At 33.5% G+C, this 17,451-nt stretch carries 12 protein-coding genes; 1 reads left to right on the plus strand and 11 read right to left on the minus strand.

Annotated features, from left to right (window positions below; genetic code table 11):
* Window positions 1–434: 434 nt before the first annotated feature.
* From BUB42_RS05785 to BUB42_RS05835, 11 genes are all read right to left on the minus strand, one after another.
* Window positions 435–755, minus strand: a complete 321-nt coding sequence (locus tag BUB42_RS05785; RefSeq protein WP_073018106.1) for a gamma-glutamylcyclotransferase family protein — start codon at window positions 753–755, stop codon at window positions 435–437.
* 182 nt (window positions 756–937) lie between these two features.
* Window positions 938–2,119, minus strand: coding sequence for a tryptophan synthase subunit beta (gene trpB, locus BUB42_RS05790; RefSeq protein WP_073018108.1), 1,182 nt, complete (start codon window positions 2,117–2,119; stop codon window positions 938–940).
* A gap of 11 nt (window positions 2,120–2,130) precedes the next feature.
* Window positions 2,131–2,733, minus strand: a complete 603-nt coding sequence (locus BUB42_RS05795) for a phosphoribosylanthranilate isomerase (RefSeq protein ID WP_073018235.1) — start codon at window positions 2,731–2,733, stop codon at window positions 2,131–2,133.
* Window positions 2,734–2,856: 123 nt separating this feature from the next.
* The gene (gene trpC, locus BUB42_RS05800; RefSeq protein WP_073018109.1) at window positions 2,857–3,672 is read right to left on the minus strand and encodes an indole-3-glycerol phosphate synthase TrpC; all 816 of its coding nucleotides are present in this window, start codon (window positions 3,670–3,672) and stop codon (window positions 2,857–2,859) included.
* 386 nt (window positions 3,673–4,058) lie between these two features.
* Window positions 4,059–5,054: an anthranilate phosphoribosyltransferase gene (trpD, locus tag BUB42_RS05805; protein ID WP_073018111.1), complete on the minus strand. Its 996-nt coding sequence runs from the start codon at window positions 5,052–5,054 to the stop codon at window positions 4,059–4,061.
* Between the two features lie 87 nt (window positions 5,055–5,141).
* Entirely contained in the window at window positions 5,142–5,777 is a 636-nt protein-coding gene (locus BUB42_RS05810; protein WP_073018236.1) for an anthranilate synthase component II, read from the minus strand.
* Between the two features lie 63 nt (window positions 5,778–5,840).
* Window positions 5,841–7,241 carry an anthranilate synthase component I family protein gene (locus BUB42_RS05815; protein ID WP_073018113.1) on the minus strand — a complete coding sequence of 467 codons (1,401 nt, stop codon included), beginning with the start codon at window positions 7,239–7,241 and terminating at the stop codon, window positions 5,841–5,843.
* 384 nt (window positions 7,242–7,625) lie between these two features.
* Window positions 7,626–8,894: a hypothetical protein gene (locus BUB42_RS05820; RefSeq protein ID WP_073018115.1), complete on the minus strand. Its 1,269-nt coding sequence runs from the start codon at window positions 8,892–8,894 to the stop codon at window positions 7,626–7,628.
* A 436-nt stretch (window positions 8,895–9,330) separates the two neighbouring features.
* Window positions 9,331–9,900: a YceI family protein gene (locus BUB42_RS05825; protein WP_073018116.1), complete on the minus strand. Its 570-nt coding sequence runs from the start codon at window positions 9,898–9,900 to the stop codon at window positions 9,331–9,333.
* Window positions 9,901–9,929: 29 nt separating this feature from the next.
* The gene (locus BUB42_RS05830; RefSeq protein ID WP_073018118.1) at window positions 9,930–10,562 is read right to left on the minus strand and encodes an NAD(P)H-dependent oxidoreductase; all 633 of its coding nucleotides are present in this window, start codon (window positions 10,560–10,562) and stop codon (window positions 9,930–9,932) included.
* 14 nt (window positions 10,563–10,576) lie between these two features.
* The gene (locus BUB42_RS05835) at window positions 10,577–11,032 is read right to left on the minus strand and encodes a MarR family winged helix-turn-helix transcriptional regulator (protein WP_073018119.1); all 456 of its coding nucleotides are present in this window, start codon (window positions 11,030–11,032) and stop codon (window positions 10,577–10,579) included.
* A gap of 385 nt (window positions 11,033–11,417) precedes the next feature.
* Between BUB42_RS05835 and BUB42_RS16215 the strand changes: the two genes are divergently transcribed.
* Window positions 11,418–17,435, plus strand: coding sequence for a PAS domain S-box protein (locus tag BUB42_RS16215; protein ID WP_170857191.1), 6,018 nt, complete (start codon window positions 11,418–11,420; stop codon window positions 17,433–17,435).
* Window positions 17,436–17,451 lie beyond the last annotated feature (16 nt).

The following is a 17,451-nucleotide window of genomic DNA, read 5'->3' on the forward strand; positions in this document are numbered from 1 at the left end:
ATCTCAGTTACGCGAGAATAAACTGCGTGCACTAAACTAGATTCTTTATATTATACTGATTTTTTTTGCTATTCTATATCGTTGAAAAAAATGGTTGTTATCTATTCGTTTTGCTTCCATTTTCAGGAATTCGATTTGTTGTCATAATTCACTTCTTTATTCAATAATTGAAATGTCCCGAAATATTTGAAAAGAAAACGCACCTTACTGCTATTTACACGACTTTTAATTTGTTAATAAACAATATTGATAATTTAGGTCTTCATGATAATATGCTGCTTTAACTTCGTATTTCGCACTTCAATCCTTGTACCTAAAATTTCAACCTCGTACCTCAACCTTCGTACCTAGTACCGCAAACTTAGTATATCAACCTTCGTACCTCGTACCTCAAACCTCGTACCTCAGCCCTCGTACCTCAACCCTCTCGTACCTTAAATCGCTGCACTATACGCCCAAGCTGTCTGTTTGGATTGCAATTGTACTTCTACTCGTTTATAATGTAGTCCTTCATATAAATCAGATTGGTGGAGCTCTTGTGCGCTGATTGCGTAAACCATTCCGTCAATTGTGTCTTCAGGATTTTGTGTTTCAGTAATAATTGGATAGTGAACTAAACCAAATTCTTCTTCAATTTGAATTTTTTTAATGATGTATCCAATTAATTTTTCAGAAGTTCCCTCAAGAATACGTCCAAAAAGGTCTTTTTGCACGTCTTCATTTTGTAAACTTCCGTAAGCGAATAATTTTTCCATAGTTTCTATTTTGAAAATGTAAATTGAACCACTTTGTTTGCTTTTGCGTTAAGGATTGTAATGTAAATCCTTTTTTTACTTGCTTTTTAGCAAGGTAAAAAAGATTGTAATGGAAAGCCTGACCTTGCAGTAACGATAGTGAAAGCAAGGGAACGCCCTAAAACTAATTAGAGCGAACGCTTTTATAAGTTAAAATAATCAATATAGGTATTCAAATCCTTGTCGCCACGACCCGAAAGATTAATGACTACAATATCTTCTGGTTTGAATTTCATTTCGTCAAGAACGGCAAAAGCGTGTGCGGTTTCAATGGCAGGAATCAGGCCTTCCATTTGGGATAATTTAATTCCCCACTGCATCGCTTGCTCATCAGTAATCGAGATGAATTGCGCTCTACCTGTTTTGAATAAATTAGCATGCATAGGACCTACGCCAGGATAATCAAGTCCTGCCGAAATAGAATACGGTTCCGTGATCTGGCCATCAACAGACTGCATTAATAAAGTTTTACTCCCATGAATTACGCCTACTTTTCCTAAAGCAGAAGTAGCAGCACTCTCGCCAGAATCAACTCCTAAACCAGCAGCTTCGACCGCAATAATATGTACGTCTTCATCATCTAGAAAATGATAGTAAGTTCCTGCTGCATTGCTTCCACCGCCTACGCAGGCAATCAAATAATCAGGATTTTCACGACCTTCTTTTTCTAGCAATTGTTCTTTAATTTCTTTAGAAATAACCGATTGAAAACGGGCCACCATATCTGGATAAGGATGCGGTCCTACTACAGATCCAATGATATAGTAAGTGTCCACTGGATTGTTAATCCAATCCCGAATCGCTTCATTAGTTGCATCTTTTAAAGTCTTTGATCCTGACATAGCGGGACGAACTTCTGCACCTAACATTTTCATACGAGCTACATTTGGCGCCTGACGCTTAATGTCTACTTCTCCCATATAAACGATACATTCTAGTCCCATCAATGCGCAAACAGTTGCTGTCGCTACGCCATGCTGACCAGCCCCAGTTTCGGCAATTATTCTAGTTTTACCTAAACGTTTTGCTAGAATTATCTGTCCAATTGTGTTGTTGATTTTGTGCGCGCCAGTGTGACATAAATCTTCTCTTTTCAAGTAGATTTTTGTTTTGTACTGCTCTGATAAACGCTTTGCAAAATAAAGCGGAGTAGGGCGACCAACATATTCTTTTAGCAGGTCGTCAAATTCAGCTTGAAATTCAGGTTCAGCTGTTATTTTTAAATAATTCTGACGTAATTCTTCTACGTTTGGGTATAACATTTCAGGAATGAAAGCTCCTCCAAATTCTCCGTAATATCCTTTTTCGTTGACGTTGTAACTCATTTTTTTATAATTTAAAGGTTCAAGTTTTTCTGAAAATTTTCAAATGTTGTTTTATCTTTTAATCCAGGCGCAGTTTCAAATTTACTATTTAAATCTAAAGCGTGAATGGGTAATTGTGTTTTTAATATTTCTTTTATCGAATTAATCTCTTCTGTTCCAATACCGCCGCTTAAAAAGAATGGTTTTTTTGATGAATAATTTTCTAATACTTTCCAGTCAAAAGTGAATCCGTTTCCTCCTGGTAGTTTTCCTTTGGTATCAAAAAGGAAAAAGTCACACACCAATTCAAATGGCGTCAAGAGGTCAAAATCAAAATCATCGCTTATTGAAAACACTTTGATAATTTTAATTTCTTGTGGTATTTTTGTTTTTAAAATTTTGCAAAATTCAACCGATTCTTCCCCATGCAATTGAATTGCTTGTAAATTGTATTGTAAGGCTTTCGCCAAAATGACTTCGATACTTTCATTGACAAACACACCTACTTTTTTGATTGATTCTGGTAAATCAGGAATTTGACCATCAAAATACCGAGCTGATTTTTCCCAAAATATAAATCCCATATAATCGGGTAGGAGTGAACCAATTTCGGTCATATTATCGGGGTATTTCATACCGCAAATTTTGATCCTAAATCCCTCTGATCCTAACGCGGCGGGAGATAGTGGACTGGAATGTGTTTGAAGATTACTATTGTTTTTATTATTCATAAATGAGTTCATTATTAAAATGAGTATTTATAAGTTGCTAGTTCCCCCTTCGGGAGCTAAGAGGCTTATTTTTTTAATAAATTCTTTAGCTGATTTTCCAGCGTCATCGGTTTTCATAAAGTTTTCGCCAATTAGAAATCCTTTATATCCATAAGGTTTTAGTTCGGTGATTGCTTCAATCGAACTGATACCGCTTTCAGAAATCTTTACAAAATCATCAGGAATTTGAGCGGCTAATTGCTTGCTAAAATCCAAGCTCACTTCAAATGTTTTTAGATTTCTATTATTAACACCAATCATATCTAATGTTGGCATAATCGATTTTTCTAATTCTTCTTGACTATGCACTTCTAACAAAACCTCCAAATTCAAACTTTTAGCAAATTCCGATAAAGATTTGATTTCCTCACGAGTTAATACAGATGCTATAAGCAGAATCAAATCGGCGCCATGAGCTTTAGCCTCTAGAATTTGGTATTCATCAACAATAAATTCTTTTCTCAATAACGGAATATTGACTGTGGCTCTCGCCAAAAGCAAATCGTCTAAAGAACCGCCAAAATATTTTCCATCAGTTAATACCGAAATACCGCAAGCTCCCGCTTCTTCATAGCCTTTAGTTACTTCTTCTACTGTAAAGCTATAATTTATTTCTGCTTTTGAAGGGGAACGACGCTTGTGTTCTGCAATAATTCCTGTTGTACTGTTCCGCAAATTGCTGCTCAAGGAAATTGTTGTTTTCTCGAAAAAAATCGAAGATTCTAATTGTGATATAGGAATTATAGATTTTTTGAGAATGACTTCTCGTTTTTTATCAACTATTATTTTGTCTAGTATATTCATATCTTTTTTTAGGACTAAGGAATTCTTTAAATCTATGTTTTGCTTGTAAGGCGCAAAGTTTTTTAATCTGTTTTAATCTGTGAAATTTGTGCGTTTATTTCGCCACAAAGGCGCAAAGGCACAAAGTTTTTTAATCTGTGTAATCTGTGTTTTTATTTTGCCACTAAGGCGCAAAGGCGCAAAGTTTTTTAATCTGTGTAATCTGTGTTTTTATTTTGCCACTGAGGCGCAAAAGGCACAAAGCTTTTTAATTTGTGTTAATCGTGTAATCTGTGTTTTTATTTTGCCACTAAGTCGCAAAGGCACAAAGTTTTTTAATCTGTGTTAATCTGTTAAATCCGTGTTTGCATTTTGCGGGCAAAGGCTGTAATTTCTTTAGTCTGCATTTATTCTTTACTTAATTCTTGTAATTTCTTCAAAGATAAAAGCCCTTTACCTGATAATAAACTTTCTTTCGCTATTTGAAATCCTTCTAAAGGAGAGCATTTTGTTACTGTCGCAATCGCCATTCCTGCATTGGCGCAGACCACATTATTTTGCGCTTCAGTTCCTTTTCCAGAAATAATATCGACAAACATTTGAGCCGAATCATCAATAGTGGTTCCACCTGCGATTTCGCTTTGCAGCAAAAGAGAAACACCAAAATCTTCGGGATTTAACATGCCCTCCATTTTACTGGTGATAATCTTTGTTGGTGCCGTCAACGAAACTTCATCATATCCGTCAAGCGAATGCAAAATCGTAAAATTAGTATTGGTGTTTTGATATAAGTAGGCATACATTCTAGCCAATTCAAGATTAAAAACGCCAACCAACTGATTTTGAGGAAATGACGGATTTACCATTGGTCCAACCATATTAAAAAAAGTTTTTACCGCCAATTCTTTTCGAATTGGTCCAACGTTTTTCATCGCGGGATGGAATAATGGCGCATGTAAAATGCAAATTCCAGCTTGATCAATGCTTCGCTCTAAAAAGTCAGCGTCATTACTGAATTTGATACCCAGTTTCTCCATTACGTTACTTGAACCAGAAATAGATGAAAGACCATAATTTCCATGTTTTGCTACTTTTATGCCAGCTCCTGCTGCAACAAAAGAGGCCAAAGTAGATATATTAAAAGTGTCTTTTCCGTCGCCACCTGTTCCGCATAAATCGATTGTATTATACTCCGATAAATCAATTCGAATACACAAATCTAGTAAAGCTTCGCGAAAACCAGAAAGCTCTTCAATGCTAATGCTGCGCATCATATAAACCGTTAGAAAAGAAGCAATTTGGCTAGCATTATAGCTTCCGTGTGATATGTTGACCAAAACGTTTTTAGCTTCCTCTGCAGAAAGTGTTTCGTGATTGATAAGTCGATTTAATATGTTTTTCATAATCCTGCCCCAACCCCTCTAACCTGAGGAGAGCACCTATTGGGGGAAATAGGGTTTTATTTAATATTTATTAGCTTTGAATTCAGTTTATTGCAGTGGGGTGATTGTGGCGCTTTTAACCCAATTTTCTAAAATCTTTTTTCCGTTTGGTGTAAGCACACTTTCTGGGTGAAACTGAACGCCACGTACATTGAATGTTTTATGGCGAAGGGACATTACTTGGCCGTTTTCGTCAAAAGAAGTCGCTTCAAGCGCATCAGGCAATGTTTCATCAACAACCCATGAATGGTAGCGTCCTACTTCAAACTCGCTTCCTAAACCTTCAAACAAAAGCTCATCAGTAACGGATGTTTTTACCATCGAAGAAACGCCATGATAAACTTTATCTAAATTTGAAAGTGTTCCGCCATAAACTTCGCCTATTGCTTGCTGTCCTAAGCAAACACCTAATATACTTTTTGTTGGTCCATATTTCCGAATCACCTCTTTTAATAATCCTGCTTCATCTGGAATTCCTGGACCAGGAGAAAGCAAAATTTTATCAAAAACCGCTATTTCATCAATATCAAATTCATCATTTCTATAAACCGTAACTTCGCAATCTAAATCCTCTAGATAATGCACTAAATTATAAGTGAAACTATCGTAATTGTCTATGACTAGTATTTTCCCCCTAACCCCCAAAGGGGGAAAAGTTGAGGTGACTGTATTTTTATTTTCCATTTTTTCCATATTAATTCTTTGATTATCGTCTCTCTCCCCTTCGGGGAGGGTTGGGGAGGGGATTTATATTGTTTCCGCCAAATCCAGCGCTTTATTCAACGCCAGTAATTTATTATACACTTCTTGCATTTCACTTTCTTCATCTGAACTAGCAACAATTCCTGCTCCTGCTTGACTGTGCAATTGATGATTTTTGCTAAGAAAAGTTCTAATCATAATCGCATGATTAAAATTTCCTTCAAAGTCCATAAATCCTATCGCACCTCCATAAAAATTCCGATTGGTTTTTTCGTATTCTTCAATAAGTTGCATTGCTCTATGTTTTGGCGCGCCACTTAATGTTCCTGCTGGAAAGGTATCTGCAACGACTTGCATGGTAGTAGCGTTTTTATGCAAATGTCCTGTAACTTTTGAAACCAGGTGAATCACATGAGAAAAAAACTGCACTTCGCGGTATTTTTCTACTTTAACTTCATGTCCATTCCGACTCAAATCATTTCTGGCTAAATCAACAAGCATAACGTGCTCGCTATTTTCTTTTTTATCTTCTGATAATTGTTTAGCAAGAACAGCGTCTTTTTCATCATCGCCTGTTCTTTTGAAAGTTCCAGCAATTGGATGAATTTCGGCTTTACGATCTTTTACAATAATTTGGGCCTCGGGCGAAGAACCAAATATTTTGAAATCTCCATAATCAAAAAAGAATAAATATGGTGAAGGATTGATGCTTCTCAAAGCTCGGTAAACATTAAATTCATCTCCTTTGAAACCTTGTGTGAATCTTCTTGATAATACTAATTGGAAAACATCACCTCTAAAACAATGCTTTTTGGCCAAAGCCACATTACGCATAAATTCATCGTCAGTCAAATTAGAAAAACCTTCGCCTTCTTTAAAAAATTTATAAGAAGCAATATTTCTCGACTGCAATAATTGTTCGATTTCCGAGATATTATTTTTATCGTCTAAACTATGGCAGAAAATATAGGCTTCATTTTTAAAATGATTAATTGCAATTATATTTTGGTAAACCGCATAATAAACATCAGGAATGGTGTTGCTATTTTCTTTTTTAGCAATAACTACTTTTTCAAAATACCGAACTGCATCATAGGAAATGTATCCAAACAATCCGTTGTTGATGAATTTGAAATCATTTTTCTCTGATTTGAACTGATGAGAAAACTCTTGAATGATCGCAGGAATATCAATAGTGGAATCAACTACAATTTTCTCTGAAGTTCCGTCAGGATACGTTTTATTTATGGTTTCATTTTCTATTTTAATTGATGCGATAGGATTACAGCAGATATAAGAAAAACTATTATCATTGCCGTGATAATCGCTACTTTCTAATAATAGACTGTTGGGAAATTTGTCTCTAATTTTTAAATAAACACTTACCGGCGTAATCGTATCAGCAAGAATTTGTTTGTAATTTGTATTGAGTAAAAAAGATTTCATTTTATTTTTTTTTATCTTTAAGAACGAACTGTTCGTTGCTATTTATCTTTGAAATTAGAACAAAAAAAAGGCCTGTCGTGATGACAAGCCTTTTATATTTATAGTTTTAAATAATACTATAGGAGCTTAGTTCACGACGACTGACGTAATTTGCTCCACCACCAAGTATTTTTTAAAATTGTTTTCATTTTTTATTTTATTGGGACAAATGTATAAATGTAATTTGATAATTCAAATATATTAACCGTTAAATTTTAATATATTTTACTCTTTTTTGTTAAAATAACGATAATTGCTTTTATAATTACTTTGGCTTAAATGTTGTTAAACTCAGTTTTTATTTAAAAAAGACTAAAAACCTTATTTCATTTTAGGTTTGCATCATTAACGATTTGCAAAAGTAGTTTGCATTTTCAATCTGAAATCGGGATATTTCTTTATTACTGGCTGTAAAAAAAAATTGCCATTTGATATTTTTGAGTATTCCATATTAAATGCTTCGTTATTAAACCATTGCATTATTTCATTATTAAGGGTTGCGTCCTCACTAATAAATTTTTCAGTACAATTATTTGCAATGACCCCTTGAAAGTTAATTCTAGTAAGATTTGAGGTGATATTGCTAATCTTAGAATCCAATAGAACCACCGCTTCAAAACCAGAAATAACACTATTGTTTAAAGATAAAAAGCTTTTATCTTTAATGTAAATAGCCTCACGCACTAGTCCCTGAACGTTTTCTTGAGTATTTAGAAAAGTCATGTTCTGTGCTTCAATTTTTGTTAATTTTTTACTTGGATCGAAATTTTCGATTTTATCTACAGAATCGATTTCAAAACATCTTGATCCCGATGTATCAAAAGAAAATGGATCTCTTATTGCAATGCTATTTGTAATAGTGCTTTGTGTGCCTTGTGTATAATCAAAATCATCATCAGTGGCTCGATATGAAATTACATTATTAAAATTAACGTTTCCCCCATAACATTCAAATGAATCATCATTAGAATAGCTAACTTGTATGTATTCAAATTGTGATTTTCTGCCAACTCCAGCAAGAGATAAACCGTTTAATTCTTTCAAAGCTTTTAATTTCCTACCAGAATATTCAATACGAACATATTTTAGAACTCCAGAGTTATCGTCCTCGTTGTTTCCGCCGTAGTAACTAACTTCTGGATTTAGATTTAAGTCTAAATATCCTATACCGCCAATTCTATTTATTGGCGCATCGCCAAGTATTATAATGCCGCCCCAATCTCCCGGTCTGCGATCGGATATAGTATTATTAGAGGTAAACACTATAGGTGCCGTTTCATTTCCTTCGGCCATTATTTTAGAACCTTTGGTTATTACAAGTGTACCACAACTTTCTTTGTCGCCGCGAATTACAGTTCCTGATTCAATTGTTAATGTTGCTTTATTTGTAACATAAACTACTCCAACGAGCTGATAAGTGTTTTTTCTTAATAAAGTCATATTAGCAGAAATGATACCAGTTAAAATATGAGTACTATTACTGTATTCAGTAGTAGCAGGTCTAAAATTTGTCCAATTGGTAAACCAGTTACTATCGCCATAAATTCCTTTTACTTGTTGGGCTTGCATAAAAATAGTAGTGATTAAAAGAAGGATTGTAATTTTTGCTTTCATTATAAATTTTTTTACAGGTTATGTTTTTAAAATAATTGAAAATGGTTTCCATTGCAAAAGTAATTACAGGCTGTTACTAAAAGTCGTTCTCTATATTATGAGTTTATTATCAAAAAGTGATGGTGTTAATTCTTTGTAAATCAATTTACGGCTGTTGTCAGTGCTCTCATTAACTGATCTCAAAGTATGTGTATATTTGAACAGTTTGATTTAAGCAATTGCTAGTGGTTTTCAAATCTGTCTTTTACTTGTAAATAGAGATTTGTGTTTCTTAAATAATTGAAGTGAAGTATTAAGAGAATTTTATTTGAGGATTTTATTGCTAAAATAAGGAACTATCTCATCTAGATTTATCTGTGTATTTACAAATTTTTCAAAAAATCAAAAACCCTACCAATTTCGTGGTAGGGTTAAAAAACGTATTTGAAACAGATAATTAAAATTTCAAAGCAACTGCTAAATCAAAATTGTCATTGATAGCTTTGTCGCCTAAATTGTCAAAGAAACTCCCTGATCCGTATTTAATATCATATTTTGTTCTGTCAACTACTACTTTTGTTGTTGCTGAATTAGCGGTTGTTGCAAGATCGAAAGTAACAGGTTTTGTAATACCTTTAATAGTTAAATCTCCAGTTACTGTGTAAACATTAGGTGATTTCGTAACTACTTTTTTGAAAACTAAAGTAGCAGTTTGATGTTTGTCAGTTCCAAAAAAGTCATCTGCTTTCAAGTGCCCTTCTAATTTTTCTTTACCTTGTCCAGCTTTTAAATCGGTTACAATCATTGAAGTCATATCAACATTAAAAGTACCACCAACTAATGTTTTCCCTTTAAAAACTAAATTACCATCTTTTAAGTTAATTGTTCCTTCATGAGCTCCAGTTACTTTTTTTCCAGTCCATACAATAGAACTTTTTGAAGCATCAACATTTTTAGTTTGTGCCGAAACTGTTGCTGTAGATAAAACTACTACTAATGCTAATGCAATTGATTTGAAATTTTTCATTTGTTTGAGTGTTTAAATTTATTTAGTGATTAAAGTGTGATAAATAATTCTTCGTTTGATTTTCTAACTTTTTTAAAATATTGTGTTGCATCTTCTTCGTGTCGGTATCCCAATGTTGCAATAAGAGTGGCGTTTAATCCAAGTTCATTCAAGCCTAATATTTCATTAACTTGTTCTGGAACAAAACCTTCCATAGGAGTAACGTCAATTCTCAACTCAGCTGCCGCATTCATTAAGTTACCTAGAGCAAGATAAGTTTGCTTAGCGGACCAAATATTTCTTTCGCTATCTGACAAAGCGGTAATTGTAGCTTTCATGAAGTCCATATAGCCTTTCATGCTCTCCACTGGAACTTCCCTTGTTTGGCTAACATTTTTAAAATAGCCATCAATTCCTGACTCACCATAATTGAGTTCGTTAGCAAAAACAATAACATGAGATGCGTCAACTATTTGAGATTGCCCCCACGCGGCTGGCTTAATTTGCGCTCGTATTTCAGGATTTTCAATAATTATAATTTTGTAAGGTTGCAGTCCGTACGAAGAAGAACTTAAGCGGATCGCTTCTTTCAATGTTGCAAAATCTTCAGTTGTTATCTTTTTTGTAGCATCGAATTTTTTCGTTGCGTATCTCCAATTTTGATTTTCTAAAAAAGTATTCATGTTGTATTTATTATTTACTGATTTCTATATTTTTCTAATAATTGATTTAATTGAAGTCCCTCATTTGCAGTTAAATTTTTGGAAAAAAGCTCTTCATGTGCTGAGACTTTCGGATCTAACGTGGAAAGCAAATCAATTCCTTTTTGAGTAATCAAAACTTCAATTTTTCGCCTGTTTTCTGGACAAACTTTTCGGGTCACATATTCTTTCAACAGTAGTTTATCCACTAATCTTGTAGTATTACTTGTCTTGGCAAGCATCCGGTCCTGAATAACGCACATATTTGCTGGATTTCCTTTTTGCCCTCTTAATATTCGAAGTACATTATATTGCTCTCCTGAAATTTCATAAGGTTTTAATATTTCATTAAAGTTTTCTATGATTACATTTTGCGTATATAAAACATTCAAGATAATTTTTTTAGAATTATCCATCGGTACACTAGATTTTAATATTTCTTCAATTTTCATATTTGTATATATGTAATTTGTTGGTACAAATGTAACATAATTTATATTTGTATGTACAAATGTTACTTATTTTTTTGTTGAATTTTTTAAAAATATTTGCAGTTGTGGTTTTTATAAAAAGAAATTTTCGTTTAAAAAATTGATTATATGCGTTTTACAGTAAAGTTATAATTTTATTTAAGAAGATATTTATTTTGATAATTTTGATCTTTCTACTAATTCTTTTTACTCTTGTGACTTAAAAAAATTACAAAATAGAAATTAATTAAAGTTAAATGTTATATCACGCCTTTGCGTGAAAATATTTCTTTATTAGCTCAGCCGTCTTTGTTGTATTTTTGTAAATTTTTGTTTTACATTTAGCATCTACTATAATTATATGAGCATGAACGTTGCAAAACCCACTTACAAAGATTTACTCAATCAATTACAAAGTAAACAGATAAAAATTGAACAATTGTTGCAGAAAGAGCAGCTAGAAAACAATTTTGACAACTTAGTTCAAGGATCTCAAGATTTGGTATGTATTGTTGGATTCGATGGATTTTTTAAAAAAATTAATCCTGCGTTTGTAAATATTCTGGGATATAGCGAAAATGAGCTGTTATCACAATCACTTTTGACTTTTATACATGAGGAAGATCGCGAAAAAAGTGCGCAAGAAATCGAATTAATAGCTAATGGTCAATCTTCAGTCGATTTTCAAAATCGATACATCAAGAAAAATAAAGAAGTAATCACTATTCATTGGATTGTGACTTCATCTGAACAAAAGCAGCTCATTTATGCAATAGGACGAGATTATACAGGTTTTTTACAGATTCAAGATAAGTTGATTAAAAGCGAAAAATTATTAATTGACGCGCAGCAAATCTCAAAATTAGGAAGTTGGGAACTAGATCTGCTTACTAAAAGAATGACCTGGTCGAAAGAAATGTTTCGCATCTACGAAATTGATGAACGATTAGATCAAAATCTATTTGATGAGTTTCTGAAAATTTTCACTGTTGAAGATCAAGCAATTTTTTTAAAAAAAATAGCGCAAAGCATCGCTGACAAAAATCAATTTGAAGTGGAACAAATTGTTACTTTATCAGTGGGTAAAAATAAATGTTTGTATTCTAGTGTTTTGCCATTAAATGGTGACAAGGATAATCTCAATATTCTCAGAGGTAATACTCATGATATCACAGCCAGAAAAGAAATTGAGAATGCTGTAAAAGGAAAAGAAACTGCATTGTTAAATTATAAATTACAGCTAATTGAACAAGAGAATAATGCTACTTTCAAGAATTATATCGAAAATGCTCCTGATGCCGTTTTTGTTTGCAATGAAAATGGAATTTATATTGATGTCAATAAAGCAGCAGTAGAGTTAACAGGTTATTCTCATGAAGAGCTATTATTACAAAAATTTGGTGATTTAGCAACAAGAGGTTATGCGGAGTTTATTCCTGGGCAATTTGAATTACTGAAGGAAACAGGATCAATTAAATCCGAAATGAAAATCATTCGTAAGGATGGAGCGAAGATCTATTGCTTGATTAATGCAGTTAAACTGTCAGATAATCGGTTTTTAGGATTTGTAAAGGACATAACCGAAAATAAAATTGCTGAGGAAAAAGTAAGGCAAAGCGAAAAAAGATTCCGAGCGCTTGTTGAGTACAATGACGGCATTATCACAGTTTTAGATAAAAATCTTAATACTATTTTTAGAAGTCCATCATCAGTGCGCATTACAGGATATTCTGACGAAGAATTTAAAAAAATTACAACTGTTGATTATTACCATCCAGAATATTTGGAATATGTAAAACTAATAATTCAACAATCTTTTGACCAACCAGGAGTGCCATTAGACATTACTTTTCAGGTAAAGCACAAGAATGGCAATTTTATATGGTTACAAGGAATATTAAACAATAAGATATCAGACAGCAGTGTTGGCGGCATAATAGCAAACCTGAAAGATGTAACCGAATTCAAAAATGCTCATGAAACAATAGTTAAGGAGAAAGATAAATTTGCCAAAATTGCCGAAACTTCGCCAGGATTAATTTATTCTATGCGCCAAAATAAAGATGGTACTTTATGTTATCCTTATGCTAGCAGTGCAATAGAAGAAATTTATGGTTTTACTTTCGAAGAAATTGAAAATGATGCTGATAAAATATTTGCTGGAATACATCCAGACGATGTTGAACAAGTGAAAAATGATTTGCTAGAAACAAAACAAAAATTAATTCCCTTAAAAGTCGAATACCGATATTTTCATCCACAAAAAGGTCTGGTTTGGCATAATGTGAATTCGTTGCCAATTATAGAGCAAGAAGGAACTGTGATTTGTCATGGAATTGTTACTGATATCACTAATAGGATTTTGTCAGAGCAAAAAATAATTCGTGCAAATAGGCTTATCTTGTTTATAAGTCAGATCAACCAAATGATTACTAGAACCGTTAATCAAGAAACGTTGTTTACTGAAGTTTGTAATATTGCTATTAAAGTAGGACAATTTAAAATGGCTTGGATTGGCTTGGTAGATGAAAGCACGCACATAGTGCAGCCAGTAATGATTGCTGGCGATGACGGTCAATACTTTGCTAAAATAAACACGATCACTGTTGATGATGAACCATTAGGGAGAGGCCCTGCCGGTAGATCCGTTCGAGAAAAAAAATCCATTGTTAGTAATGACATAGCTAATGATCTAACAATGCTGCCATGGAGGCAAGAAGCTTTATTCAGAGGTTATCTGGCTTTAATCGCTGTGCCAATAAAGAAATTTGGTAAAGTTATTGGAACTTTTTTGTTGTATTCCAGCGAAAAAGACTTTTTTGATGCTGAAGAAATAAAATTGCTAGAGGAAGCAACAAACGATGTTGGTTTTGCATTAGAAATATTTGAAAAAGAAGCTTTGCGTCAAAAGGCCGAAGAAGAAATATTAGAAAGTGAGAAAAGATTTCATACACTTACTGAAGTGTCGCCTGTAGGTATTTTTCGAACAGATGTGGCAGGATACACTACTTACGTAAATCCGTATTGGTGCAGTCTTTCTGGATTGTCTTCAAGTGAAGCTTTAGGAAATGGCTGGCAGAAAGCAATTCATGATGAAGACAAAAAAGAGCTATTTAGTGGCTGGCAAAATGCCGCAAAAAACCAGCAAAAATCCTTAACAGAATATCGCTTCGTTCGCCCTAATGGAGAAATAGTCTGGGTTATGGGGAAGGCCATTCCGGAGAAAAATTCTAGAAATGAGATTGTTGGATATATTGGTACTATAACCGATATTACTGAACGCAAGAATGCCGAGACGACAGTTATAAAAGAGAAACTACTTTCTGAAATGATTATTAATAATCTTCCAGGTATTTTTTATCTCTATGAGGAAACAGGAAATTTTGTCAAGTGGAATAAAAATTTGGAGGCAGTCAGTGGCTTCACTGCTGCAGAAATAGGTCAAATGAAAGCAATTGACTTTTATGATGCCGATTTTAAAGAAATAATAGAAATTAGATTAAAAACCATATTTGAAATTAAATCACCAGGGTTAGAAGTCGAATTATTCACGAAAAATAAAGACAAAATCCCATATTACATTAATTCACATGCTTTTGAATACAAAGGGAAAAAGTGCATCTTGGGGATGGGCCTCGATCTAACTGAAATTAAAAAAGCGGAAGAAAAAATAAAAATCGCAAACGAGAGATTTGAAATGATTTCTGCAGCCACTAATGATGCAGTATTTGAATATGATATCCTTACTGGAGAAAGTTGGAATAATCAAACTTTTATCTCTCTTTTAGGTTTTGGAAGCATTGTTTCAGACGGTCAGAACAACAGCGGTAGATGGCGATCTAAGCTTCATCCAGAGGACCGCGAAAGAGTAGTAAAAAAATTAGAGGATTCTTATGCTGGTTCGACAAATTTATGGTCAGATGAATTCCGTTTTCAAAAAGCAGATGGTAGTTATGGAATATTTTATGACAGAGGGATAATATCCAGAGACGAATTTGGAAAAGCAATACGTCTAAATGGGGCCATGATAGAAATCACCGAATTAAAAAATATTAAGGAACAATTAATCAACAGTGAAGAGAAATATAGAAGTCTTATTGAACAAGCTTCTGATGCTATTTTAATTAATGATATTTCAGGAAATTTACTCGAGGTTAATGAAAGTGCCTGCATTATGCTGGGCTATGCTAAAGAGGAATTATGCGCAAAAAACATAACAGATTTATACAGTAAAGCTGAACTAATTAAAAGGCCAATTATGTATAAAGAATTGTTTAGCGGTGAGCAAACCTTACTTGAACGCAATATGCTTCATAAAAACGGATCTTTTATTGCTGTCGAAATCACTGCAAAAATGATTGCTGATGGACGAATTGTTGCCATTGTCAGAGATGTAAGCGAACGTAAAAAAAGAGACGAAGAATTCAAAAAAATGCGAAAAAAAATGGAAGCTATTCTTGATGCCATTCCTGATTTATTATTTGAAGTGGATTTAAAGGGCAATATTTTTAATTATCATTCCCGTAGAGATGATTTACTTGCATCGCCAGCTACTGTATTTTTAGGGAAAAATTTTAGGGAAATATTACCTTACGAAGCATCTATTGTATGTATTGCCGCTGTAGAAGAGGCCTCGCAAAAGGGTTTTTCCGCTGGAAAACAATATACTTTGCAATTAGAGTCTGAACTGCACTGGTTCGAACTTTCGGTAGCTCCAATGAAAGAGAGTGAATATCATGAAACTCATTACATTTGTTTATGTAGGGATATTACAACCGCGAAAAACTCGGATCAAGCTTTATTTAAAAGTGAAGAACGCTATCGCGGTTTGTTGAATAGTTTAGATGCAGGTATTTTGGTACATGGGTCGGACACTGCAATCTTATTAAGTAATGCAAAAGCAGCTGAATTACTTGGACTCAACGGTGATGAAATAGTAGGTAAAACGGCAACGGATCTCGTGTGGAAATGTTTATTTGAAGATAATTCAGTAATGCCTTTTGAGAACTATCCAGTAAGCCAAATTATTGCATCAAAAGAACCTCTAAAGAATTTTGTTATGGGAGTTATTCATCCCAAAACGAAAGTTACAACTTGGATTTTGGTAAATGGTTACCCTGACCTGGATCAATCAGGAAATATAAACGAAATTGTAATTAGTTTTCTTGATATTACAGAACAGAAAGTTTTGGATATGGAACTTATTAAAGCCAAAGAACTAGCAGAAACAGCCAATAAAGCTAAAACTGATTTTCTGGCAAATATGAGTCATGAAATTAGAACTCCATTAAACGGGATAATTGGATTTACTCATTTATTAATGAAGTCCAACCTGAAAAAAAATCAGGCAGAATACATGACAACCGTCAATGAGTCAGCAACGTCATTAATGGAAATTGTGAACGATGTGCTAGACTTTTCAAAAATTGAATCGGGTAAATTAGAGCTTAATATTGAACAAGTAAATCTTCACAAGCTGGCAAACCAAGTAATTAACCTATTTAAATATCAGGCCAATGATAAGAAAATAACATTAATTTTAAATATTGAAAAAGCCGTTCCACAATATATTTTGGCCGACTCAGTTAGACTGAAACAAATTTTGGTCAATTTATTGAGTAATGCGATTAAATTCACAAATTTTGGAGAAATACACTTCGATATCAGCGAAATTAATTCATCGGAAACTAAATACAGTAATATAAAGTTCTCCGTAAAAGATACTGGTGTGGGGATTAAAACTATCAACAATGAAAAGATTTTTAAGTCATTCGTTCAAGAGGACAATTCCACAAATAGAAAATTTGGGGGCACCGGGCTCGGCCTTGCTATATCAAATCAGCTCTTGGCCTTGATGGATAGCAAAGTGCAACTAATTAGTAAATATGGTGAAGGAAGTGATTTCTTCTTTATTGCTAAATTCAAAAAGGCAAAAAGCAAGAAATTAGAGGAACTAGTTGAAGAAAAAATAATACTCGAGGACACAAACAAATTATTAAAAGCAATAAACAACAAAAAAGTTTTAATTGTAGAGGATAATAAAATTAATATGCTTTTAGCCAAAACATTAGTAAAGCGAGCAATTACTAATTGCATAATATTAGAAGCTAAAGATGGTAACGAGGCCGTGGAACTTTTCACAAAACACCAGCCAGATCTTATATTAATGGATATTCAAATGCCAAATAAAAATGGCTACGAGGCAACTGGCGAAATTAGGAAAATGGAAGGCAGTGAAAATGTACCAATCATCGCTATTACAGCGGGAATAATGCTCGGGGACAAAGAAAAGTGTATAAAAGCAGGGATGAATGATTATTTGCCAAAACCCATTATACAAGCAGAATTAGAAGAATTATTAAATAAATGGCTCGTTAAAAAGTAAATTTGTACTGTATCTT

This window comes from Flavobacterium micromati, from assembly GCF_900129585.1.
GTDB lineage: Bacteria > Bacteroidota > Bacteroidia > Flavobacteriales > Flavobacteriaceae > Flavobacterium > Flavobacterium micromati.